General features: G+C 68.5%; 17 protein-coding genes and 1 tRNA gene. 14 read left to right on the plus strand and 4 right to left on the minus strand.

Annotated elements, in window-relative coordinates; all coding sequences use genetic code 11:
• The first annotated feature begins 279 nt into the window (after nucleotides 1-279).
• On the plus strand, nucleotides 280-1,083 hold the full coding sequence (locus tag J3S89_RS18495; protein WP_217929401.1) for a TIGR02391 family protein: 804 nt from the start codon (nucleotides 280-282) through the stop codon (nucleotides 1,081-1,083).
• Between the two features lie 125 nt (nucleotides 1,084-1,208).
• Here the strand turns inward: J3S89_RS18495 and J3S89_RS18500 are convergent.
• A tRNA-Ser gene (locus J3S89_RS18500) sits at nucleotides 1,209-1,300 on the minus strand.
• A gap of 469 nt (nucleotides 1,301-1,769) precedes the next feature.
• Here J3S89_RS18500 and J3S89_RS18505 point away from each other — a divergent pair.
• Nucleotides 1,770-2,399, plus strand: coding sequence for a CAP domain-containing protein (locus tag J3S89_RS18505; RefSeq protein WP_217929403.1), 630 nt, complete (start codon nucleotides 1,770-1,772; stop codon nucleotides 2,397-2,399).
• Between the two features lie 105 nt (nucleotides 2,400-2,504).
• Here J3S89_RS18505 and J3S89_RS18510 read toward each other — a convergent pair whose 3' ends face one another.
• A complete protein-coding gene (locus tag J3S89_RS18510; protein ID WP_217929404.1) occupies nucleotides 2,505-4,109 on the minus strand; it encodes a DEAD/DEAH box helicase in 1,605 nt (534 codons plus the stop codon).
• Between the two features lie 370 nt (nucleotides 4,110-4,479).
• On the opposite strand from J3S89_RS18510, the gene J3S89_RS18515 reads away from it, so the two are divergent.
• Nucleotides 4,480-5,604: a pyridoxal phosphate-dependent aminotransferase gene (locus tag J3S89_RS18515; RefSeq protein WP_217929406.1), complete on the plus strand. Its 1,125-nt coding sequence runs from the start codon at nucleotides 4,480-4,482 to the stop codon at nucleotides 5,602-5,604.
• A 624-nt stretch (nucleotides 5,605-6,228) separates the two neighbouring features.
• A complete protein-coding gene (locus J3S89_RS18520; protein WP_217929408.1) occupies nucleotides 6,229-7,677 on the plus strand; it encodes an MDR family MFS transporter in 1,449 nt (482 codons plus the stop codon).
• Between the two features lie 10 nt (nucleotides 7,678-7,687).
• Here the strand turns inward: J3S89_RS18520 and J3S89_RS18525 are convergent, their stop codons facing one another.
• A complete protein-coding gene (locus J3S89_RS18525) occupies nucleotides 7,688-8,323 on the minus strand; it encodes a hypothetical protein (RefSeq protein ID WP_217929409.1) in 636 nt (211 codons plus the stop codon).
• Between the two features lie 196 nt (nucleotides 8,324-8,519).
• Between J3S89_RS18525 and J3S89_RS18530 the strand changes: the two genes are divergently transcribed.
• The 10 genes from J3S89_RS18530 to J3S89_RS18575 all read left to right on the plus strand — a co-directional run bounded on the left by J3S89_RS18530 (nucleotide 8,520) and on the right by J3S89_RS18575 (nucleotide 21,125).
• A complete protein-coding gene (locus J3S89_RS18530; RefSeq protein WP_217929410.1) occupies nucleotides 8,520-9,482 on the plus strand; it encodes a hypothetical protein in 963 nt (320 codons plus the stop codon).
• 24 nt (nucleotides 9,483-9,506) lie between these two features.
• Complete coding sequence (locus J3S89_RS18535; protein WP_230488904.1) at nucleotides 9,507-11,954, plus strand: sensor histidine kinase; 2,448 nt, start codon at nucleotides 9,507-9,509, stop codon at nucleotides 11,952-11,954.
• On the plus strand, nucleotides 11,936-13,714 hold the full coding sequence (locus tag J3S89_RS18540; protein ID WP_217929411.1) for an ATP-binding response regulator: 1,779 nt from the start codon (nucleotides 11,936-11,938) through the stop codon (nucleotides 13,712-13,714). The genes J3S89_RS18535 and J3S89_RS18540 overlap by 19 nt, the downstream gene beginning before the upstream one ends.
• On the plus strand, nucleotides 13,711-14,436 hold the full coding sequence (locus J3S89_RS18545) for a response regulator (protein WP_420801287.1): 726 nt from the start codon (nucleotides 13,711-13,713) through the stop codon (nucleotides 14,434-14,436). The genes J3S89_RS18540 and J3S89_RS18545 overlap by 4 nt, the downstream gene beginning before the upstream one ends.
• Nucleotides 14,437-14,717: 281 nt before the next feature.
• Nucleotides 14,718-15,140, plus strand: coding sequence for a nucleoside-diphosphate kinase (gene ndk / locus J3S89_RS18550; protein ID WP_217929412.1), 423 nt, complete (start codon nucleotides 14,718-14,720; stop codon nucleotides 15,138-15,140).
• A 141-nt stretch (nucleotides 15,141-15,281) separates the two neighbouring features.
• Complete coding sequence (locus J3S89_RS18555; protein ID WP_217929413.1) at nucleotides 15,282-15,551, plus strand: hypothetical protein; 270 nt, start codon at nucleotides 15,282-15,284, stop codon at nucleotides 15,549-15,551.
• A 471-nt stretch (nucleotides 15,552-16,022) separates the two neighbouring features.
• A complete protein-coding gene (locus J3S89_RS23425) occupies nucleotides 16,023-17,600 on the plus strand; it encodes a lipoyl protein ligase domain-containing protein (RefSeq protein ID WP_217929414.1) in 1,578 nt (525 codons plus the stop codon).
• 167 nt (nucleotides 17,601-17,767) lie between these two features.
• Nucleotides 17,768-19,090 (plus strand): proline--tRNA ligase, encoded by a 1,323-nt coding sequence (gene proS / locus J3S89_RS18565; RefSeq protein WP_217929415.1) that lies wholly within the window; start codon nucleotides 17,768-17,770, stop codon nucleotides 19,088-19,090.
• 20 nt (nucleotides 19,091-19,110) lie between these two features.
• Nucleotides 19,111-20,397, plus strand: a complete 1,287-nt coding sequence (locus tag J3S89_RS18570; protein ID WP_230488903.1) for a lipoprotein-releasing ABC transporter permease subunit — start codon at nucleotides 19,111-19,113, stop codon at nucleotides 20,395-20,397.
• Nucleotides 20,397-21,125 (plus strand): ABC transporter ATP-binding protein, encoded by a 729-nt coding sequence (locus J3S89_RS18575; protein WP_217929493.1) that lies wholly within the window; start codon nucleotides 20,397-20,399, stop codon nucleotides 21,123-21,125. Before J3S89_RS18570 ends, J3S89_RS18575 begins: the two co-directional genes overlap by 1 nt.
• 15 nt (nucleotides 21,126-21,140) lie before the next feature.
• Here J3S89_RS18575 and J3S89_RS18580 read toward each other — a convergent pair whose 3' ends face one another.
• Nucleotides 21,141-22,082 carry a bifunctional helix-turn-helix transcriptional regulator/GNAT family N-acetyltransferase gene (locus tag J3S89_RS18580; RefSeq protein WP_217929416.1) on the minus strand — a complete coding sequence of 314 codons (942 nt, stop codon included), beginning with the start codon at nucleotides 22,080-22,082 and terminating at the stop codon, nucleotides 21,141-21,143.
• Between the last annotated feature and the right edge of the window lie 32 nt (nucleotides 22,083-22,114).

The raw sequence follows: 22,114 nt of genomic DNA on the forward strand, positions 1-22,114 counted from the left end.
CATGCCGGCCTCGTGCTCCCTCAACACGCCGATGATCTGCTCTTCACTGAAACGGCTGCGCCGCATGGTCCTGCTCCTGGTGAAGGACCAAACTTATCCGTGGCCGGAATGACGGGGAGCACGTCACCTGTCTTGGCCGTGGCGGTGGATCGTATGCGCTCCGATCCACCGCCTTTTTTTCAATCAGGGATATTGAAGCCGTGCCGCATCTACTGGCGAAGTCGTCGCAGTTGGCTACATTGAAAAAGCAAAGCGATTCGTCAAAGGTTAGGCTACGCAATGGCAATGTTCACTCGGGAACAGATTCAAGCAATTGCGGACGCCCTTGGTGATACCGACGAAGGCTTGGCCGGCTCTGAAATTGGGGATTTACTGGCGTCCATTCGTGTGAATGACCCCTCTGCGACACTCGCCAAGCGTCATCGGCTCTTCAATGCCTTTGTTGAGCGGCAGAACAATGACCAAAACCGAACAGAGATTCTCGCATTCATACGTAAAGCGATGAAGCCAGAGCGTTTCTTACGCGATTCATACCGGTACGAACCACTTCGAACCCGACTTAATGGGGCGCTTAGTTTTGTTGGCTTGGCGGTCAAAGCAGATGGCAACTTAGAAACGGCGGAATCTGCATCAACTTTGACCGAGGCACAGCGCCGGGCCGATGAATTGCGTGCGGATCTTGTTACCCGCCGTGTACATCCAGATGTTTTACTGTTTTGTAAAGCAGAGCTAATCGCTGACGACTATTTTCACGCTGTTTTAGAGGCCGCCAAGAGTGCCGCGGATAAGCTAAGAGCGAGAACTGGCGTTGATAGAGACGGTAGCGAACTTGTCGACTTTGTTCTTCTCGGAAAGACGCCATTGTTGATCGTCAATCCATATAACACGACAACAGAGCAAAGTGAGCAGAAGGGGTTCGCAATGCTTATAAAGGGCGTGTTCAGTATGTTTAGGAACCCAACCGCTCACGAACCTCGAATTCATAGGACAGTCACACGTGATGAAGCCGAGGATTTTCTCACCATCGTTTCGCAAATTCACCGACGACTGGATGCAGCGGTGATGCCTCCAAGGACGCCATAGCCAATATAGAGATGCGCGTGGCGCACCTGACGCCCGCATGAGCCCATCAGCACCACCCGAATTCCGGCAGTAGACCGTTAGTAGATTTTCGGAAATATAAATTTCCTAATTAAATCAATGGGAAGTGGCGGAGACGGAGGGATTCGAACCCTCGGTACCCTTTTGGGGGTACGCTCATTTAGCAAACGAGTGCCTTCAGCCTCTCGGCCACGTCTCCGGCGCGCTCTCTATGCCCGAGGCGCGGGCCGATTTCAAGGCGTTCGCGTCGTCCGCCGGGGGATTGCCGGTTTCCCCGCCCGACAAACCCGCCGACGACCCGTCTCCGACACCCGCGACCGGCGCGAACGCCGCCTCACCACCGGCCGAGCGCCCGTCGCGGCAGAGGCGGGGAGGGCGCTCGGCGAATCGGCGCCCACGTCCAATTCGAAACTCCGGCCCTGGTCTCGCGTCTCGGCGCGCGGCTTGAGCGGAGCCCATCGCGAGCATGGCAGCGGGCGTTCCAGCCGCCCGATCTCGCGCTCGCCCGGAAAAAGTCGTCTTCCCGCGACAAAGCCTTGCATCGACACACCCGACGCCACGACGATGTCACCCGGCCGGCGCCGCGCTCCGCCCGAGCGACCGCCGCCGCAGCGCTGTTTTCGACACCACGACGCCGGCACCGACCGGCCGCACGCAAGGACGCCCCGATGTTCCCTTCGTCTCGCGAGACGGCGTCTTCGCCCTCGCGCCGCGCCGTTCTCGCTCTCATCCTTCCGGCGGCGCTCGCGGCCTGCGCGCGCGGGCCCATGCACCAGGAGATGATCGACGACGTCCGCTACGTCCCGGTCGATCCGGCGCTTGCCCTGCGCCTCATCAACGAATACCGCGCGCAGAACGGCGTCGCTCCGCTCGCCCTCGACGGCGAATTGACCCGGCTCGCCCGCGACTATGCCGGCAAACTCGCCGAGGCCGGGCGCATGTCGCACGAGCTGGAACCCTGGGGCGGCTTGGAAAAGCGCTTGAAGGCCGGCGGATATGCCTATGAGACCGCAGGTGAAAACCTCGGTCAGGGCTACCGCACGATCCAACAGACCATCCAGGGCTGGAAGAACTCGCCCGCCCATGATCGCGGCCTCAAGGACGCCGACATGACCCGCATGGGCATCGCCTCGGCGGAAAACCCCAGGAAGCCCGGCGACGTCTATTGGTGCCTGATCTTCGCCCGGCCGCGCCGCGAGCCCGCCGTGACGGTGGCTCCGGCCAATCGGTGGGGGCCGGAGCCGCCGGCGGCGGTGTGGCGGGTGCCGGTCAAGCTGCCGTTCCTCTCCGGACGCTGACGGCGCCGGCCGCTCCTCGTCCGACGTCGAAGGCATCGTTCGAAACGAAGACGGCCCCGGATCGCTCCGGGGCCGTCTTCGATTCGTGAAGGAAAAGGCGCTCGATCAGCCGTCGCGACGCGGACCGCGCCCACGACCCGGGCCTCCGGGACCGCGCGGACCACGGCCGGGGCCGCCTTCGCCTCGAGCCGGACCGCCCTGGACGGCGCGCGAACGCGGCGCCTCGGAGCCGCGGTCGAAGCGGGGATCCTCGCCGCGCGGGGCGTGATTGCGCGGCGCGGTCTCGTCGCGGACCGGACGTCCACCGACCCGCTCACCGTGACGGGTATCGCGCATCGGCTTGGCGGCCGCAGACGGGGCAGGGGCAGGGGCCTCGTCGCGGGCGCGGAACTCCTCGCGCGGACCGCGATTGCCGCGCGGGCCCTGGGCGCGCGGCTGGTTCTTCTCGCCATAGCCGTGCTTCTCGCCGCCACGACGTCCGTCGTTGGGACGGCCGGCGTGATGGCGCGGCTCGCGATCGCGGATGATGTCGTCGTTCGATTCCTTGGAGATCTTGGCGATCTCGTCGGCGCGGGTATGGATCGACTTCGGCACCGCGATCTGCGGGATCGTGCGGCGGGTCAGCCGTTCGATGGCCTTGAGATAGGCCTGCTCCTCGCGATTGCAGAACGAGACGGCCGAGCCGTCGGCGCCGGCGCGCGCGGTGCGGCCGATGCGGTGAACGTAGCTCTCCGGCACGTTCGGCAGCTCGAAATTGACGACGTGGGAGACGCCGTCGATGTCGATGCCGCGCGCCGCGATGTCGGTGGCGACGAGCACGCCGATCTGACCGTCACGGAAGGCGGCCAGCGCCCGCTCGCGCTGCGGCTGGCTCTTGTTGCCGTGGATCGCCGCCGAGACGATGCCGGCGCGGTCGAGGTTCTTCACGACGCGGTCGGCGCCGTGCTTGGTGCGGGTGAAGACGATCACGCGATCGAACTTCGGGTCGGCGAGAAGATGCTCGAGCAGGGCCTGCTTGAGCCGCGTCTCGCAATGCATGACGTGCTGGGTGACGCGGTCGGCGGTGGCGGCGACCGGCGCGACCGCGACCTTGATCGGGTCGGTCAGATAGCCGTCGGCGAGCGTCGCGATCGTCTTCGGCATGGTCGCCGAAAAGAACAGCGTGTGGCGCTTGGCCGGAACCAACTTGGCGATGCGCTTCAGCGCGTGGATGAAGCCGAGGTCGAGCATCTGGTCGGCCTCGTCGAGCACCAGCGCCTCGACCATGTCGAGCCGGCACGAGCCGCGATCGATCAGATCGAGCAGACGGCCGGGGGTGGCGACGAGGACGTCGACGCCACGGAACAGCGCGCGCTCCTGGCGGCCGATCGGCACGCCGCCGAAGACGACCTGGACGTTGAGTTGGAGGTCGCCCGAATAGGTGACGAAGCTCTCGGCGATCTGCGAGGCGAGCTCGCGGGTCGGCGCCAGCACCAGCGTCCGGCACGAATGCGGGGCGGGGCGCTTGCGGTCGGTGGTGAGGCGGTGGATCAGCGGCAGCGCGAAGGCGGCCGTCTTGCCGGTGCCGGTCTGGGCGATGCCGAGAAGATCGCGGCCCTGCATCAGATGCGGGATCGCCTGCGCCTGGATCGGCGTCGGCGTGGTGTAGCCCGCGCGGTCGAGCGCCTTCATGATCGGATCGGCGAGACCGAAGTCGGAGAATTGGGTCAAAGGGTATTCTTTCGTGTGCGAACGGAACCCTGCCGCACGCCCTCTGTGAAGAGGACGGGCCTGCGTCGGGATCGAATGACGATCCCCGCGTGAATGGGTCCTGTCGGGTGAGAAGCGATCGAACGGATCGAAGGGAACGCGGAATGCGCGAGCCGAAGAGAGCTATGGCTCCCGGTTCGGTTCTCGTGCGTGCGTTCGTCACGCGTCTTCGAAACCTCCGCCCGAAAAGCTCATCGGCCTTTCGCAGTGCGGCGTCGCAGGCCTCTCTATGAGCGATCTTCGTGTTCGGATCAAGGCATTTGCGCCGATCCTCTCGACAGACACCCGTCACGATCGATAGATGACGAAGACGTCTCGAGGATTTCCGCTCATGTCGCAGCCCACATCGATCGCTCCCCGCTTCACGCCGCTGATGGCTTCGCTCCCCTCGACGGTGCCCTTCGTCGGCGCCGAAACGATCGAGCGACGGCGCGGGCGGCTCTTCCGCGCGCGGATCGGCGCCAACGAGAGCGTGTTCGGGCCCTCGCCGAAGGCGATCGAGGCGATGGGGCGCGCCGCGAGCGATGCCTGGCTCTACGGCGATCCCGAGCTCCACGACATGAAGGCCGCGCTCGCCGCCCACCACGGCGTGCGGCCGGAGAACATCGTCGTCGGCGAGGGCATCGACGATCTGCTCGGCATGACGGTGCGCCTCTTCGTCGAAGAGGGCACCCCGGTCGTGACCTCGCTCGGCGGCTACCCGACCTTCGATTATCACGTCGCCGGTTTCGGCGGCCGCTTCGTTCGGGTGCCCTATGTGGACGACCGCGAGAACTTGCCCGGCCTGATCGAGGCGACCATCCGCGAGAACGCGCCACTGGTCTATGTCGCCAATCCGGACAACCCGATGGCCTCGTGGTGGGGCGCCGCCGACGTCGAGGCGGCGATCGCCCGCGTGCCGGAGGGGTCTCTCATGATCCTCGACGAGGCCTATGGCGAGTTCGCCCCCGCCGGCGTGCTGCCGACGGTCGACCCGAACGATCCGCGCTGCTTGCGCTTCCGCACCTTCTCCAAGGCGCATGGGCTCGCCGGCATCCGCGTCGCCTACGGCATCGGCGCGCCCGAGATCACCTCCGCCTTCGACAAGATCCGCAACCATTTCGGCGTCGGCATCGTCGCCCAGGCCGGGGCACTGGCGGCGCTCGCCGATCAGGAATGGCTCGCCGGCGTGGTGGAGAAGGTGAACCGCTCCAAGGCGCGCATGGCCGCGATCGCCGCCGACAACGGCCTCGTCGCACTGCCCTCGGCCACGAATTTCCTCACCATCGACTGCGGCCGCGACGTCGTCTTCGCCAAGGCGGTGCTCGACGGTCTGATCGAGCGCGATCTCTTCGTGCGCAAGCCCTGGCAGGCGCCGATGGATCGCTGCATCCGCGTCTCCGCCGGCGCCGACGCCGATCTCGACCTCTTCGCCGAGGCGCTGCCCGGCGCCCTCGCCGACGCCCGGCGCGGCTGAGGCACGGGGGAGGCGCCCGGAGGCGCCCTCTTCCTTCTCCCCTCGCGGGAGAAGGTGGCCCGCAGGGCCGGATGAGGGAGCGCGCGAAGCGCAAATACGGCGGAAGACGTCTCGTCGGAATTCCAGAGCCGCACTCTGTTCGAATGATGCAGAGCCGCCTCGCGGGAAGCAGGGGCGCGCGCCTCGCCGCGTCGTCGCCCGTGACCGTCGCGTCTCGTCCGATTGCCTCGCTCGCCGACTTGCGACGACTGACGAATTATGGCATTCATCAGCGATCACGAACCGGAGGCTCCGGTTCGGTGGGCGCTGGGACTGTGCTCTCGCTCTCGGCGTCGCACGGATGGGGGATCGGGCGCGCTCGATCCCCCGCTTCCCGTCCCGCCCGGGGCTCGCCCGTCGGCGCTTGGGGAGGATGGCGGCGCACGGCGCCGGAAACGCATGCCTTCCCCGCTCTCGCGTCCGTAGGAATACGATCTGGTCTGACGTAAGCTGACGTTTCGACGTCGTCCGGCCCCGATCCGGGCCGCGTCGCTCCCGCTCGCCGTCGTCTCCCCCTCCGCCCTCCCGCGCTCTCGCCGCCCGCTCGTCGCGGACGCCGGCGAGACCCTCGTCCGGATCGTATCGATGCAACCCAACGCCCTGCTCGCCGAGAGCGAACGTCTCGCCGTCGTCGTCGGTGCCCTGATGGTGCTGCTGCTGGCGGCGCTCGATCAGACCATCGTCTCGCCGGCGCTGCCGACCATCGGCGCGGCGCTCGGCGACGTCGATTGGCTGGCCTGGGTGGTTTCGGCCTATTTCCTCACCTCCACGGCGGTGACGCCGCTCTACGGCAAGCTCGCCGATCTCCAGGGGCGCCGCCCGACCCTCTACGGCGCGGTGGCGATCTTCACCCTCGGCTCGGTGATCTGCGCCCTCGCGCCGTCGATGCCGATCCTGATCCTCGGCCGCGCCGTCCAGGGGCTCGGCGGCGGCGGACTGGTCAGCCTGGTCCAGACCATCATCGGGGACGTGGTGCCGCCGCAGGAGCGGGCCAAATACATGGTCTACATCTCCACCGTCTGGGCGGTCGCCTCGATCGGCGGCCCGCTCGCCGGTGGCGTCTTCGCCGAGCACATGCACTGGTCGATGATCTTCTGGATCAACCTGCCGCTCGCCGCGATCGCCTTCGTGATGATCCACCGCTCGCTGCGCCGCATTCCCGACGTCACCCGTCCCGCCCGGCTCGACCTCGTCGGCGCGGTGTCGATCGTCGCCGCCACCATCGCCTTCATGCTGGCGCTGACCTGGGGCGGCAATCGCTTCGCCTGGGGCTCGGCCGAGATCCTCGGCCTCTTCGCGCTGTCGCTGGCGCTCGGGCTCTTCTTCGCCCGCCACATCGCCCGCACCGAGGAGGCGCTGGTCCCGCTCGAGATCCTGCGCAATCCGGTGATCTCGGTGGTGGTCTCGGCGCTGTTCTTCTCGATGGGCGCCTATGTCGGCCTCTCGGTCTACATGCCGCTGTGGTTCGAACTCGTCGCGGGCCTGCATCCCGCCTCGGCCGGTTTCGGCCTCCTGGCGCTGACCCTCGGCACCGTCACCGGCGCCAATCTCGCCGGCCGCGCCATGGCGCACATCGTCCACTACCGCCGCTTCGTCCTGGGCGGCTCGGGGCTGGCGATCGTCGCGACGGTCGTGCTGGCCGTCTTCGCCGCCGATCTCGGCTTCTGGGGCGTCGAGGCGGTCCTCGCCGTCGTCGGCCTCGGCACCGGCACGGTCTTCCCGATCGGGACCGTGGCGGTGCAGAACGCCGTGCTCCGCCGCGATCTCGGCACCGCCATGGGCACGCTCGCCTTCATGCGCTCGCTCGGCTCGGTCGTGTCGGTCACCGTGCTCGGCGCGGTTCTCGCGGCCGGCGGGATCGCCGGCGTCGGCGAGGGGATGAGCCACCCCGGCCATGTCGATCCGACCGCCGCGGGCGCCTTCCGTTGGCTGTTCCTGGCGGTCGTCGCCGGTCAGGTCGTCGGCTTCGTGCTGCTGTGCTTCCTCGAGGAGCGCCCCTTGCGCGGCCACGAGCCGACCGCGCCGGTGGAGTGATCCGGCCGACTCATGTCCGCCGCCGAAGCCGCGCGCCGAGCCGTAGGATCCAGGGGCGGACGGCCCCGATGCGCCGCCGCGCCCACACGAACACGGCCGAGCCGCGCGCCCGCTCGATCGCCGCGCGCAGTCCGGCGCGGATCGCGCGAAGCGCTCGTTCCGCTCGCCGCCACGCCTCGGTCGCCCTCAGCCGGCCGAGCGACCAGTCGTAGAGCCGCATCACCCGGACGTAGCCCCAGGCGAACCAGGGGATCGTCAGGAGCTTGTCGCGGGTGGCGTGAAACAGCCGTTCCACCAGCACGATCGACAGAATGTGCGCCACCGCGAGCGTGATCAGGCCGGGGGTGAAGCGGCCGGTCGCCATCAGCCACAGGCCGACGATCTTGAACGGCTCCAGCACCGCGAACGGCACCAGGAACAGCACCAGCGTCGGGTAGGGCGGCAGCCGCCTGAGAAAGACGGCGAAGCGCAGGAAGAGGCGTAGCCCCGAGGCCCAGGCGACGAGCGGCCGGAACGCCGCCAGAACGACGTCGTCGATCAGGAAGTAGATCGCCACCAGAACCAGGGCCGGCAGGCGCAGCGCCGCACGCAATCCGCGTCGCCAGAGCGTCGGTCGGGGCGGGGGCAGGGGTGCGGTGTCGCTCACGATCGCTCTCGTCGCTCGGCGGGGAAGTGGCATGGCATGTGGTCATTCCGCGCCGCGCGTCAAGCCGGCTCGGGGCCGCGACGAGACGCGCTCCGCCATCCTCTTGCCGCGAGCGTGTACGACGGCTACCACCGAACCGAAGAACCGCCGCCCACATGGGGCCGGCGCCTTCTCATTTCTCGGGAGACGCAATCGCATGTTCCTCGACCGCTTCGGCGCCCGCGCCGCTCTCGCCGCCACGGCCCTTCTCGCGACGATCGGCCTCGCCCCGGCCGTCGCCGAGCCGATCGCGGTCGACGTCCACAACAAGTCCTACGTCACCAAATGCGCCGAGGAGGACAACGTCTATTACACGTTGACCTCGCCGAAGGTCGCCGCCTTCACCATCACCGCCGAGACCCCGGCCTATGTCGACACGATCGTGCGCGATCGTCACGCGCCCGACTTCTCCGGCTGCACCTTCGGCCATTCCGGCGGTGCCGACGGCGCCCACTACACGCCCCCGACCGCGGTTCTGTGGGAAGACGACGAATACGTCCTGAAGGGCGTCGTCTATCCCGACTTCTGGCGCCCGACGGTGGTCCCGGTGACCGTCGGCAAACTCACGCAGAACTTCCTCCACCTCGTCCAGCTGTGGCGCAAGACCCCGGCCGGCCCGGTCGAGTTCCTGGTCTTCTACCCGCAGGACGGCTATTGGCGCCTGAAGGCGCTGCCGCCCTTCCGCATGCGCGAGGTCGCCTACGGCTCGTCCTTCCTGTTCGGCCCGGTCGAGGAGAGCACCCGGCCCTTCGTCGCCTACAAGGCGGTCTCCTTCGACCCCGAGACGGTCACCTTCACCATCGACTTCGCCAAGGGCGGCAAGGCGACGGTGGCGCTGAAGACCATCGACGTCGGCAAAGCCGCCGTCGACGTCGCCTTCGACGGGGTCGATCTCTCGAAGCTGCCCTTCGCGGCCCTGCGCTCGATGTATGTCGCGCCCGGCAACGCCGACACCGCCGAGATCGTGGTCCGCCCGACCCCCGGCGCCGCCCCGACCTCCTCGGTGGTGGTCGATTGGAAGGACGGCAAGGCCGCCGACGTCGCCTTCACCCGGACCGTGCCGTCGACCCACAACACCTCCGCCCCCGACATCGGCTTCCGCGCCTTCCGCGATCGCTGAGGCGGCTGACCGGGAGAGGGCGGCATGAGCGAGCGCGAACCGGCCTGGAACGATGCGCCGCAGGCGGGCAGCGAGCGCCCGCCCGGCGTCTCGCGCCTCGACCTGCGCCGCCTGAAGGTCGCGGTCCGCGTCGGCCTCCCGGTGATCGCCTCCTCGCTCGGGGCTTTGGTGCTGATCGGGCTCCTGTGGGCGAGCGGCGGCGAATTGCGCTCGTCCTGGGCCGACATGCGCCGGGTCAACGATCGCCGCGATCAGCTGGTGGCGCTGGAACTGGCGACCTCGCGCCTCAATCGCGAGGTCAAGTCGTTCCTCGACAGCCCCGACGAGACCCGCCGCGCCGAAGTGGAGACGATGAAGTCGTCCTTCACCGGCGAGTTGTGGCGGGTGCGCGACGGCGCCGAACCCTCCGATTCGGAGGACGTGGAGGACTTCTCCTCGGCCGCGCGCCGCTACCTGATCGGCTTCGACGACCTGCGCGGTCTCGAGATCGACGTCGCCCTGCTCTACGACGGCGACTTCGCCGATCTGATCGCCGCGATCCGCCGCCGGCTCGACGCGCTCGATCTGGCGATCCGCCCCGGCGACGTCGAGCTGCGCCCGCTGGTCGCGCGCGCCTACGACCGCTTCGCCGCGCTGCAGATCCACCTCGGCGCCTATCGCCGTGACCGCAACGTCGACCAGATCGGCGAGGCGCGGCAGGCCCGCGACGACTTCGAGGCCGCCATCGTCGCCATCGGCCGCAGCCCCGCACCCGACAGCCGCGGCTACGCGGTCGAGATGTTCGCGCCCCATCTCGCCGCCCTCGACGAGCTCCTCCAACGACTGGTGGCGATCTCCTGGCGCAAGTCGTTGTGGCTCTCCGGCTACGTCGACGGCAATCGCGACACCATGACCGAGGCGCTGACCCGCCTGCTCGATCGCCAGCGCGGTCGCGAGAAGGCCGCGCTCGATCATTTCGAGGCCCTGCTGGTCGGCCTCACGTGGCGCCTCGTCGCCGTCGTCGCCCTGTCGCTGGCGTTCGCGCTCTGGGTCGTCGGCCGGGTCGCCCGTTCGATCTCCTGCCCACTCGCCGAGCAGACGGTCGCGCTGCGCGCCGTCGTCGGCGGGCTCCACGATCGTCCGGTGCCCTCGCTCGACGCGCCCGACGAGATCGGCGATGCCGCCCGCGCGCTCGAGGTCTTCCGGCGCGAGGTCGCCGACCGCCGCCGCCGCGAGGAGGATCACGACATTCAGGAACGGCGGTGGCTGTCGATCCTCGAGACCAGCCCGATCGCCATCGCCATCCTCTCCGCCGAGACCGGGCGGCTGATCTTCGCCAATCGGCGCTGGCGCGACCTGCTGCCGGCGGCGCGCGACGACGCCGTGGAGACCGGCAACGATCTCGCCGACCGCTTCGTCGACCCCGCCCAAGCCGGCACGCTGGCGGCCGCGGTCGCCCGTCGCGACGGAGTCACCGCCTGGGCGGCCGAACTGCGCCGCCCCGACGGCGCCTCCTGGTGGGCGCTGATCGAGATCCGCCCGATCGACTTCGCCGGCCGCCCCGCCCACATCCTGTGGCTCTACGACGACACCGAGGGCCGCCGCGCCGAAGAGGCGGTCGGCGAGGCGCGCGACCGCGCCGAGGCGGCGCTCGTCCGCCTCGCCCGCGCCCAGGACGAATTGGTCGAGGCGGAGAAGCTCGCCGCCATCGGCGGGCTGGTGGCCGGCGTCGCCCACGAGGTCAACAACCCCGTCGGCATCGGCCTGACCGTCGCCTCGACGCTGGACGCCCGCGCCCGCGCCTTCGCCGCCGAGGTCGCCGCCGGCGGTCTGCGCCGCTCGCGGCTCGACGACTTCGTCGCCGGCGTCGCCGACGCCTCCAAGCAACTGGTCGCCAATCTGACCCGCGCCGCCGATCTCGTGCTCGCCTTCAAACAGGTGGCGGTCGATCGGACCCACCCCGACCGGCGCGGTTTCGACCTCGCCGAGGCGACCGAACAGATCGTCGCGAGCCTGCGTCCGGGCCTCCGGGCGACGCCGCATCGGCTCGACGTCGCGGTGCCCGAGGGGCTGGCGATGGAGGGCTACCCCGGAGCGTGGGGGCAGATCCTCACCAATCTCTTCGTCAATGCTCTGACACATGCCTTTACGGAGGGTCGATCCGGTGGCATGACCATCGAGGCACGAGCCCTGGGAGAGGATCGTGTCGTGGTCACCTTCGCCGACGACGGCGTGGGGATGGACGCGGAGACGGCGCGACGCGCCTTCGAGCCGTTCTTCACCACGCGGCGCGGACGCGGGGGGAGTGGTCTGGGCCTGCACATCGTGCGGACGCTGGTGGTCAATCGGATGGGTGGGCGCATCCGAATCGTCACCGCGCCGGGCGAAGGTTGCCGCTTCGAGATGACGATGCCGCGCGTGGCACCGGACGATCCGGTCGCGCCGCGCGACGAGGGGGAGGGGTACGACGCCCGATGGTCGACGACGACCTGATCGTCTTCGCGGAGGAACCGAGCGAAGAGATCGAAAGCGAACGCCGCCGCTGGAAGATCGCCGTGATCGACGACGACGAGGCGGTTCACGACGGCACCCGTTTTGCTCTCGCCGACTATACGCTCAACGGGCAAGGGCTCGACATCGTCGCCGCGCGGTCGGCCGCCGAGGGCCGGGACCTTCTGCGCGCCCATCCGGACGTGGCGGTCATTCTGCTCGACGTCGTCATGGAGACCGAGACCGCCGGGCTCGATCTGGTCGAGTTCATCCGCAAGGATCTCGGCAACGAGCTGGTCCGCATCATCCTGCGCACGGGCCAGCCCGGTCAGGCGCCCGAGCGCCGCGTCATCGTCGAATACGACATCAACGACTACAAGGCGAAGACCGAACTCACCGCCGACAAGCTCTTCACGGCGCTGACGGCGGCGCTGCGCGCCCATGTCCAACTGGCGCGACTCGAGGAGAGCCGGCGCGGTCTCGAGATGATCATCGACGCCGCCACCGCTCTGTTCGACACCCGCTCGATGCGCCGTTTCGCCGAGGGCGTCCTGGTCCAGGTCGCCTCGCTGCTCGAGGTCGAATGCGCCGGCATGCTGGTGGTGCGCGACACCTCAGGCGCCGCCCGCGAGGAGGATCTGGCGGTGCTCGCCGGCTCCGGTGTCTATTCGACCGTGACCGACGCCGCCATCGCCCGCCGCGACCTCGACGAGGAGACCCGCCGTCTGATCGACGTCGCCTTCGCCGAGAAGCGCCACTGCTTCTTCGATCGCCGATCGGTCCTCTACATCCACACCGCCAGCGGTCGCGAGATCGCCGTCGTCCTCGACGTCGCCAAACATCTCTCCGCGACCGACCGTGCGCTGGTCGAGGTCTTCTGCGGCAAACTCTCCGTGGCCTTCGAAAACGTTCTTCTCTACGAGAAACTCCAAGGGCTGAACGTCGAACTGGAGCATCGCGTCGTCGAGCGCACCGAGGAGTTGACGGACGCGAATCGCCGTCTGTCGGATCAGCGGGAAATTCTGCGACGGGCGAATGCCTTCAAGATCGAACTGCTCGGCATGATCGCGCACGACCTGAAGAATCCCCTCGCCGCGATCCTCGGACGGGCCGAGATCATCTCCGAACTGATCCAGCGTGGAACGACCCCTGCGGTAACCCTCGAGGAACAACTGCGGAAGCTGGTCGCGCCCGCGAAGGTCATGACCCGCATGATCGGCGACCTCGTCGGTCAGGCCACCGCCGACGCGCTCGACATCACCATCCGCCCGACCGTGCTCGATTTCGCCGCCCTGGTGCACGACGTCCTCGACCACATGAAGCCGATCGCCGAGCGCAAGGATCAGACCGTCACCTTTACCGCCGACGAGACGGTTCCGGCCTGGGCCGACCCGGACCGCATGCGCGAGGCGGTCGAGAACGTCGTCTCCAACGCCCTGAAATACGGTCCCCCGGGCGGCGCGGTCGGCGTCTCGGTGCGCGCGCTCGGCGAGCGGGCCGTCCTCGAGGTGAGCGATCAGGGGCCGGGCCTGGCGCCTGAGGATTTCGACCGGCTGTTCGGCAAGTTCCAGCGCCTCTCGGCGCAGCCGACCGGCGGCGAGCATTCGACCGGCCTCGGCCTGTCGATCGCCAAGCAGATCGTCGAGATGCACGACGGCCACATCGGCGCCCTCAACGCCGATCCCGGCCCCGGCACGGTCTTCCAGATCGTCCTGCTCGCGGAAGCGCCGACCGGCTCGGCCGACGAGGGAGGCCGCGCATGATGGAAGGCACCCGTATCGCCGTCGTCGACGACGACCTCCACACCCGCGAGACCGTCGCGGACTATCTCGAACTCCATGCCTTCGAGGTGCTGCGGCTCGACGGCGCCGTCGCGCTGCGCGCCTCGCTGACGCGCGCGACGCCGGATCTCGTCGTGCTCGATCTGCACATGCCCGGCGAGGACGGCCTGTCGCTGATCCGCTTCCTGAAGGAGCATCACCCCCACGTCCCCGTGATCATGCTGACCTCGACGGCGAGCGCCATCGACCGCGTCGTCGGCCTGGAACTCGGTGCCGACGACTATCTCGCCAAGCCGGCCGAACTGCGCGAACTCGTCGCCCGCATTCGCTCGGTGCTGCGCCGCGCCCGGCTCTCCGCCTCGATCGCCCCGGCGCCGGTGCCGGTCGTGCGCACGGTCCGCTTCGGCCGCCGCCTGCTCGATCTCGAGACGCGGCGCCTGAAGGACGAGGAGACCGGCGAGGAGGGCCTGCTCCAGACCTCCGAATTCGCGCTCCTCAAGGCCTTCGTCGATCATCCCGGCCGGATTCTGTCGCGCGAGCAGCTGCTCGACCTCGCCAATGCCCGTGATCCCGAGGCCTACGACCGCGCCATCGACGTGCGCATCGCCCGCATCCGCAAGAAGATCGAGGTCAATCCGAGCGAGCCGACCTTCATCCGCACGGTGCGCGGCGCCGGCTACGTCTACGAACCCGAGCGCGGCTGATACCATCGGGCGTCGAAGAGGACCGATGGTATTCCCGACGCGAATTTCTCATGCCTCCGATGCACATGAGAAATTCGCGTTTCTTCAGAGGCCGGGTGCGCCGGCACCTCCGGCCTTTGGTATGAAGTGCCCGCGACCTCCGGTCGCCCGGGCTGGCGAGGGGCGCGGCCGACTTTCGTCGCCGTTCGCCTTGGCGAGCGCCGTCCATGGTGCTAGAAGCCGCCGCAACGGCCGGTTCTTCGGCCGCTCCGTTCCGTATTCCGACGAGAGGAAGCCCCGAGATGGCGATCGAACGCACCTTTTCGATGATCAAGCCCGACGCGACCAAGCGCAACCTCACCGGCCAGATCGTGGCCCGCTTCGAGGCCGCCGGTCTGCGCGTGGTCGCCTCGAAGCGCATGTGGTTGTCGCTGCGTCAGGCCGAGGCCTTCTACGCCGTCCACAAGGAGCGTCCCTTCTTCGGCGAGCTCTGCGAGTTCATGTCCTCCGGCCCGATCGTCGCGCAGGTTCTGGAAGGCGAGGGCGCCATCCTCAAGAACCGCGAAGTGATGGGCGCCACCAACCCGGCCAACGCCGCCGAGGGCACCATCCGCAAGGACTTCGCCCTGTCGATCGGCGAGAACTCGGTGCACGGCTCCGACGCTCCCGAGACCGCGGCCGAGGAGATCGCCTTCTTCTTCTCCGGTCTCGAGATCGTCGGCTGAGCCGACACCTTCACGACGGCATGATTTCGCCCGGCGGTCTCACGACCGCCGGGCTTTTCGTATCCGTTCAATCGGGTGGTATTTTCAATCGATATGATCGGAAGAAGAACTGTCTCGTGGTGTGAAACCGGGAGGCGTGTCATGCCCGGACGGTCCATGTCCGTCTGGAAATCGGGACCCGTGATCGCCGCCGAAGGCGGCGTGGCTCGGCTCGCCACCATCCCGTTCGCCCGCGACGGCGCCGGCTGGATCGGGCCGGACGGTGGGTGCAGTTCCGCCGGCGCCTGCGCCGAACGCGCGGCGACCTTCATCGCCCTGGTGAAGGCGAGGGGATACCAGGAATATTCCTTCTGGCACTGGGGCGGCGCCCCGTTGGCGCTCTGGGAGGTTCTGAACACCACCGCGCCGTGACGGCGGCGGAGGCGCGCGCCCGGTTCGGCCATAAAAAAAGCAAGGCTCCTCGGAGCCTTGCTTCTTTTGCAGTTTCGCGCGGACCTCTTGTTTCCGTCCCCACCCCCGATGGCGGGTGACGGTCGGCTGCTCCGGCGGTTGCGACCGCATCGGGCGCCCGAGGTCTTCCTCCCGAGACTCAGACCGCGATTGGTAGTGGGGCTTCGAGCACGCCGTTCCGGTCTTTGCTCGCCCTCTTTTGATGCAACGAAACATAGTCGAGCTAAATCGGTTTGTCACCTTTCGAGGCAGGGGCTGCCCATTTCGTGATCTTTCGGCATAATTGTTACATTTCAATCGGTTGTCGCAACAATTGAAGACATGGAATAGTATCTAATACGAATGGCTTAGGGGGCACCCCCGAAAGGACCGGATGGACGGCGGGGCCATCCTCCGCGAAGCTCGATCGCCGAATGCGCGAGGGACGAAGCGATGACCGAGCGACACCAGACGACGCCCGCGACGGCGCCGGGCGAGCCGGGAAAGGCGGGCGATCCCGTGGCCGTCGACCTCGCCGCCGTCTTCGCCTGGAGCCGGGCCGTCGTGCTCGACGGCGGGCCGATCGCGGCGCTGTTTCGCCCCCGGCCGGTGGTGGCGGTGGGGCGGGATCAGGCGATCGCCCGCGAAGTCCGTCTCTCCTGGTGCCGGGAGCGGGCCATCCCGATTCTGCGTCGTCCGACCGGCGGTGGCGCGCTCTGGATCGATCCCGGCCAATGGGCGCTCATCCTCGTCATGCCTGCCGAGAGGCTCGGCCCCGATCCCGCCGCCCGCCTCGCCGAGGGCGGGGCGGTCCTCGCCGCAGCACTCGCCCGGCTCGGTGTCGAGGCCCGATTCGTCGCGCCGAACGATCTCCAGGTGTCGGGCGGCGCCAAGATCGCCTCGGTCTTCCTCGCCGAGGAGGAGGGGCGGGCGATCCTCTTCGCCACGCTGCTCGAGACCTTCGACGTCACCGCCGCGCTCTCCGCCCTGCTGGTGCCGACCGAGAAGCTGACCGTGACCGGCCTCGAACATGCCCGCGAACGGGTCGCGACGCTGACGGAACGGCTGTCGCCGCCGCCCGCCGCCGATGCCGTCGCCGGTGCCCTCAGTGCCGCCGTCGCGGCCCGATGGCCCGAGGCGAGATGGGCGGATCCCTCGCGCTTCGCGCCGCCCGTCGGCTCCGCCCCGACCGACCCCGATCCTTGGGAGGCAGTGCTTTCGACCGGCCTCGAGGTCGCCGATCGCACCGCCCGCGCCACTCTGCGCCTGCGCCTCGAGACCGCCGCCTCCGGCCGGGTCGCGACCGCGCGTTTCGCCACCGACGCCGCCTTCGTGCCTGCCGACCTCGCCGCACGGGTCCAAGAGGTGCTCAGGGGGCAGGCGATGACGGATCTGCCTGTCGCGATGGCCCGGGCGCTGCGTCCCGACGACGTCTTCGTCGGCTTCGGCGCGGTCGATCTGGTGCGTCTCGCCGCCCGCGCGAGCGAGAAGGCGCGCCTCGCCGGGACGATCGGCCTCGATGCCGCGGCCGCCTCCGGCGTGATGCTCGCCGGCCCCGGCGGCGACGCGCTGGAAGCCCTCGAGGGCGCGAGTGTGATGCTGGTGCCCTATTGCGCCAAGCCCGCATGGTGCGCCCTGCGCCCGACCCCGGACTGCATCGACTGCGGCCATTGCGCCGTCGGCGACGCCTATCGGATGGCGCGCGAACGCGGTCTCGAGGTGACGACCATCCTCGATTTCGAGCATCTCGCGCAGACGCTCGCCGAGATGCGGGCGCGCGGCGTCACTTCCTATCTCGGCATGTGCTGCTCGGATTTCTTCCTCAAACGTCACGCCGCCTTCCGTGAGGCCGGCATGGACGCGGTGCTGATGGATATCGTCGGAGCCACCTGTTACGAGCTGAAGGAGGAGCATCTCGCCTATGCCGGCGCCTTCAAGGCGGAGGCCGCGCTCGATCTCGACACGCTCGAGAAGGTGATGACGCTGGTGCCGGGTCCCGGTCGCGGACCCGCCGGCGAACCGGAGGCCTGAGGGGAAGACCTGCCCCGCCGCCGGAGCGAACCAGTCTCGCCCTTGTCTTTTTCCCCCGCCTCGTCCACCAAGTGCGCTACGAGATCTTCATTTCGCCGGGATTCTCGGGCGAGGTCGATCGACGACCCCGCGACCGATTCCCGCGCCTTCCACGAGGCCCTCTCCCCATGCGTCTTTCGCGTTACTTCCTGCCGATCCTCAAGGAGACCCCCGCCGAGGCGGAAATCGTCTCCCACCGTCTGATGCTGCGCGCCGGCATGATCCGCCAGCAGGCCGCCGGCATCTACACCTGGCTGCCGCTGGGCCTGCGGGTGCTCGACAAGATCGGCAAGATCGTCCGCGAGGAGCAGAATCGCGCCGGCGCCATCGAGATCCTGATGCCGACCGTCCAGCAGGCGGCGCTGTGGAAGGAGAGCGGGCGCTACGAGGACTACGGCCAGGAGATGCTGCGCATCACCGACCGCCTCGATCGCGAGATGCTCTACGGGCCGACGGCGGAGGAGGTCGTCACCGACGTCTTCCGCTCCTACGTCCGCTCCTACAAGGATCTGCCGCTCAACCTCTACAACATCCAGTGGAAGTTCCGCGACGAGCGGCGTCCGCGCTTCGGCGTGATGCGTGGTCGCGAGTTCCTGATGAAGGACGCCTATTCCTTCGATCTCGACTACGAGCGCGCCACCGAGGCCTATCGCCGCATGTTCGTCGCCTACCTGCGCACCTACGCGCGGATGGGCCTGACGGCGATCCCGATGAAGGCCGATTCGGGCCCGATCGGCGGCGACATGACCCACGAGTTCATCGTTCTCGCCTCCACCGGCGAGAGCCAGGTCTTCTGCCACAAGGACCTGCTCGATCTGCCGATCCCCGGCGCCGACACCGACTTCCAGGGTGACCTGAAGCCGATCATCGATCAGTGGACGAGCCTCTACGCCGCCACCGAGGAGATGCACGACGAGGCCGCCTTCGCCGCCGTCCCCGCCGACAAGCAGGTGACCGCGCGCGGCATCGAGGTCGGCCACATCTTCTATTTCGGCACGAAATATTCCGAGCCGATGGGCGCCAAGGTCGCCGGCCCCGACGGCGTCGAGCGTCCGGTGCACATGGGCTCCTACGGCGTCGGCGTATCGCGCCTCGCCGCCGCCGTGATCGAGGCGAGCCACGACGACGCCGGCATCGTCTGGCCGGAGGCGATCGCCCCCTTCCAGGTCGGACTGATCAACATGAAGCCGGGCGACGCCGCCTGCGACGCGACCTGCGCCGAACTCTACGCGACGCTCGGCAAGGCCGGGGTCGAGGTGCTCTACGACGACACCGACACCCGCGCCGGCGCCAAATTCGCCACCATGGACCTGATCGGCCTGCCCTGGCAGCTGATCTGCGGCCCGAAGTCGCTGGCCGAGGGCAAGGTCGAGCTGAAGCGCCGCGCCACCGGCGAGCGTGAGGTTCTGTCGATCGCCGACGCGCTCGTGCGCCTCGGCGTCACGGCGTGAACAAGGGACGGACGCGCGGCATGGCCAAGGGCAGCGAACTCGACGAACCCACCGGCACGGCGCCCTTCGCCGCGTTCGAATGGATGATCGCCTGGCGCTATCTGCGCTCGCGCCGGCGCGAGGCCTTCATCTCGGTCATCGCCGCCTTCTCCTTCCTGGGCATCATGCTGGGGGTCGCGACGCTGATCACCGTCATGGCGGTGATGAACGGCTTCCGCACCGAGTTGGTGGGCAAGTTCCTCGGCCTCAACGGCCACATGCTGGTGCAGGCGACCGCCTCCCAGTTCACCGACTACGAGGAGGTGACGAAGCGCCTCTCGGCGGTGAAGGGCGTGAAGTTCGCCTTCCCCTTCATCGAGGGGCAGGCGCTCGGTTCCGGCCCGGCCGGCGCCGTCGGCACGCTGGTGCGCGGCATCGAGCGCAACGACCTCGAGAAGATGACGCTGGTCTCCGGCAACATCAAACTCGGCAATCTCGACGATTTCGGCGCCGGCAAGGGCATCGCCATCGGCACCCGCCTCGCCCAGAACCTCGGCGTCGGCCTCGGCGACACCGTCACCATCGTCACCCCGCGCGGCAACGTCACCCCGATGGGCGTGACCCCGCGCGTCAAGGCCTTCCCTGTGGTGGCGATCTTCTCGGTCGGTCAGTCGGAGTTCGACGCGAGCTTCGTCTTCATGCCGTTCGAGGTGGCGCAGGGCTATTTCAACCTCGACGGCCGCGCCAGCGCCATCGAGATCTTCACCGACGATCCCGACAAGGTCGGCGAGATGCGCCGCCCGATCGAGGAGGCCGCCCAGCGCTCGGTCTACGTCACCGACTGGCGCCACCGCAACGTCACGTTCTTCGCGTCGCTCGAGATGGAGCGCAACGTGATGTTCATCATCCTGACCCTGATCGTCATCGTCGCGGCGCTGAACATCGTCTCCGGCATGACCATGCTGGTGAAGGACAAGTCGCGCGACGTGGCGATTCTCAGGACCATGGGCGCGACGCGCGGCACGATCCTGCGCATCTTCTTCATCACCGGCGCCACCATCGGCACGGTCGGCACCTTCGCCGGCTTCCTGCTCGGCCTCTTCCTGTGCGGCCACATCGAGGAGGTCCGCACCGGCCTGTCGTGGCTGCTCGGCACCGAACTCTATCCGCCCGACGTCTACTTCCTCGCCAAGATGAAGGCCGACATCCGCGTCGGCGAGACGGTGTCGGTGGTGGTGATGGCGCTCGGCCTGTCGCTGCTCGCCACCATCTTCCCGGCCCGCAAGGCGGCGCGTCTCGATCCGGTCGAAGCTCTGAGGTACGAATGATGACGGCGATCGATCTCGACGACACCCGGGCCGCCGCCGCGCTGGTCGAGGAGCCGGTCCTGCGCCTCTCGCGGGTCGAGCGGCGCTATTCGGAAGGCGATCGCTTCCTGGAGGTGCTGAAGGCCGCCGATCTGGAGATCCGCGCCGGCGAGACGGTGGCGCTGGTCGCCCCCTCCGGCGCCGGCAAGTCGACGCTCCTCCATCTCGCCGGTCTCCTCGAGGCGCCGGACGGCGGCGAGGTCTATCTCGGCGGCGTCGCCACCGGCGCGCTCTCCGACGCCGAGCGCACGCGCATGCGCCGGCTCGAGATCGGCTTCGTCTACCAGTTCCATCACCTTCTGCCCGAGTTCACCGCGCTCGAGAACGTGATGCTGCCGCAGATGATCCGCGGCCTCGGCCGCAAGGAGGCGATCAAGCGCGCCGAGCAGCTGCTCGCCTACATGCGGCTCGAGGAGCGCATGCAGCATCTGCCCTCGGAAATGTCGGGCGGCGAGCAGCAGCGTGTGGCGATCGCCCGGGCGGTGGCCAACGTGCCGCGCCTGATCCTCGCCGACGAGCCGACCGGCAACCTCGATCCCAAGACCGCCCACTACGTCTTCGACGCGCTCCAGGCGTTGGTGCGCTCGTCCGGGCTCGCGGCCCTGATCGCCACCCACAACATGGAGCTCGCCGACCGCATGGATCGGCGCATCACGCTGATCGACGGCAAGATCGTCGAATCCGCGTGAATGGGGGAGGGCGCCTCACAACGCCCGCTCCCAGGTCTCGCCCACCATCGGTGGGCCGAACATCGTGTGCGGCTCGCTTTCGATCCGGTGGAACCCGCGCCGCTCATAGAGGCGGCGCGCCTCCACCAACACCGCGTTGGTCCACAGCCGCATCGTGCGATAGCCGCGATCCCGCGCGAAACCGAGCGCCGCGTCGACCAGCCGCGCGCCGATCCCCCGGCCACGCATCTCCGTCTCCACGTGCAGCACGCGCAGCTTCGCCGTGGTCGGGTCGGCCCGGGTGACCAGCACCGAGCCGACCATGCGCCCCTCGACCTCGGCGATGAAGGACGCGTCGGAGGCGGGATCGAACCGGCGCAGAAAATCGGAGGCGATCTCGGCGAGCAGCGCCTCGAACCGTTCGTCGAACCGATGCTCGACCGCGTACCACCGGCTCTGCCGCGCCACCATCTCGGCGAGGTCGCCGACCCGGTGCGGTCGCAACACGACCTCCATCGCCACGTCCGGCGTCGCCAGCAGGCGGTGGACGTCGGCCATGGCGCCGGTCAGCCGGCCGAGCGCCTCGCCGTCGAGGCCGACGAGGCTCGCCGCCACCCGCGCCTTCTGCTCCGCCTCGATCGGCGCGAACCACGCCCGGCCGGCCTCGGTCATCGATACGGCGAGACGGCGGGCGTCCCCCTCGGCGGTCGCCCTAGCGACCCACCCCTCGGCGACGAAGCGCTTCATGATCCGGCTCATCCGGCCCGGATCGATGCCGAGATCACGCGCGAGCTCCGCCGCCGTGAGCGGCGAGCGCCGCGACAGCTCCCACAGGATCCGAATTTCGCCGAGCGAATGCTCGCTCGCCAGAAAGTCACCGTCGAGCAGGTCGAGCCGGCGGGTGTAGAAGCGATTGAACCGCCGCACCCGCTCGACCGAGGCATCGAGCAGCGAGGAGAAATGGGGATCGTCCGACATGGGGCCTCCTATTCATTGACAATGTCAATGGA

Source organism: Pinisolibacter aquiterrae (genome assembly GCF_019160155.1).
Lineage (GTDB): Bacteria > Pseudomonadota > Alphaproteobacteria > Rhizobiales > Ancalomicrobiaceae > Pinisolibacter > Pinisolibacter aquiterrae.

Bases quoted from the DNA above. Each gene is read 5' to 3' on its own strand.
- J3S89_RS23425 (WP_217929414.1), top strand. From the start codon at position 16,023: ATGACCGAGCGACACCAGACGACGCCCGCGACGGCGCCGGGCGAGCCG.
- J3S89_RS18570 (WP_230488903.1), top strand. From the start codon at position 19,111: ATGGCCAAGGGCAGCGAACTCGACGAACCCACCGGCACGGCGCCCTTC.
- J3S89_RS18540 (WP_217929411.1), top strand. From the start codon at position 11,936: ATGGTCGACGACGACCTGATCGTCTTCGCGGAGGAACCGAGCGAAGAG.
- J3S89_RS18545 (WP_420801287.1), top strand. From the start codon at position 13,711: ATGATGGAAGGCACCCGTATCGCCGTCGTCGACGACGACCTCCACACC.
- J3S89_RS18535 (WP_230488904.1), top strand. From the start codon at position 9,507: ATGAGCGAGCGCGAACCGGCCTGGAACGATGCGCCGCAGGCGGGCAGC.
- J3S89_RS18520 (WP_217929408.1), top strand. From the start codon at position 6,229: ATGCAACCCAACGCCCTGCTCGCCGAGAGCGAACGTCTCGCCGTCGTC.
- J3S89_RS18505 (WP_217929403.1), top strand. From the start codon at position 1,770: ATGTTCCCTTCGTCTCGCGAGACGGCGTCTTCGCCCTCGCGCCGCGCC.
- J3S89_RS18580 (WP_217929416.1), bottom strand. From the start codon at position 22,082: ATGTCGGACGATCCCCATTTCTCCTCGCTGCTCGATGCCTCGGTCGAG.
- J3S89_RS18555 (WP_217929413.1), top strand. From the start codon at position 15,282: ATGCCCGGACGGTCCATGTCCGTCTGGAAATCGGGACCCGTGATCGCC.
- ndk (WP_217929412.1), top strand. From the start codon at position 14,718: ATGGCGATCGAACGCACCTTTTCGATGATCAAGCCCGACGCGACCAAG.
- proS (WP_217929415.1), top strand. From the start codon at position 17,768: ATGCGTCTTTCGCGTTACTTCCTGCCGATCCTCAAGGAGACCCCCGCC.
- J3S89_RS18530 (WP_217929410.1), top strand. From the start codon at position 8,520: ATGTTCCTCGACCGCTTCGGCGCCCGCGCCGCTCTCGCCGCCACGGCC.
- J3S89_RS18515 (WP_217929406.1), top strand. From the start codon at position 4,480: ATGTCGCAGCCCACATCGATCGCTCCCCGCTTCACGCCGCTGATGGCT.
- J3S89_RS18495 (WP_217929401.1), top strand. From the start codon at position 280: ATGGCAATGTTCACTCGGGAACAGATTCAAGCAATTGCGGACGCCCTT.
- J3S89_RS18575 (WP_217929493.1), top strand. From the start codon at position 20,397: ATGACGGCGATCGATCTCGACGACACCCGGGCCGCCGCCGCGCTGGTC.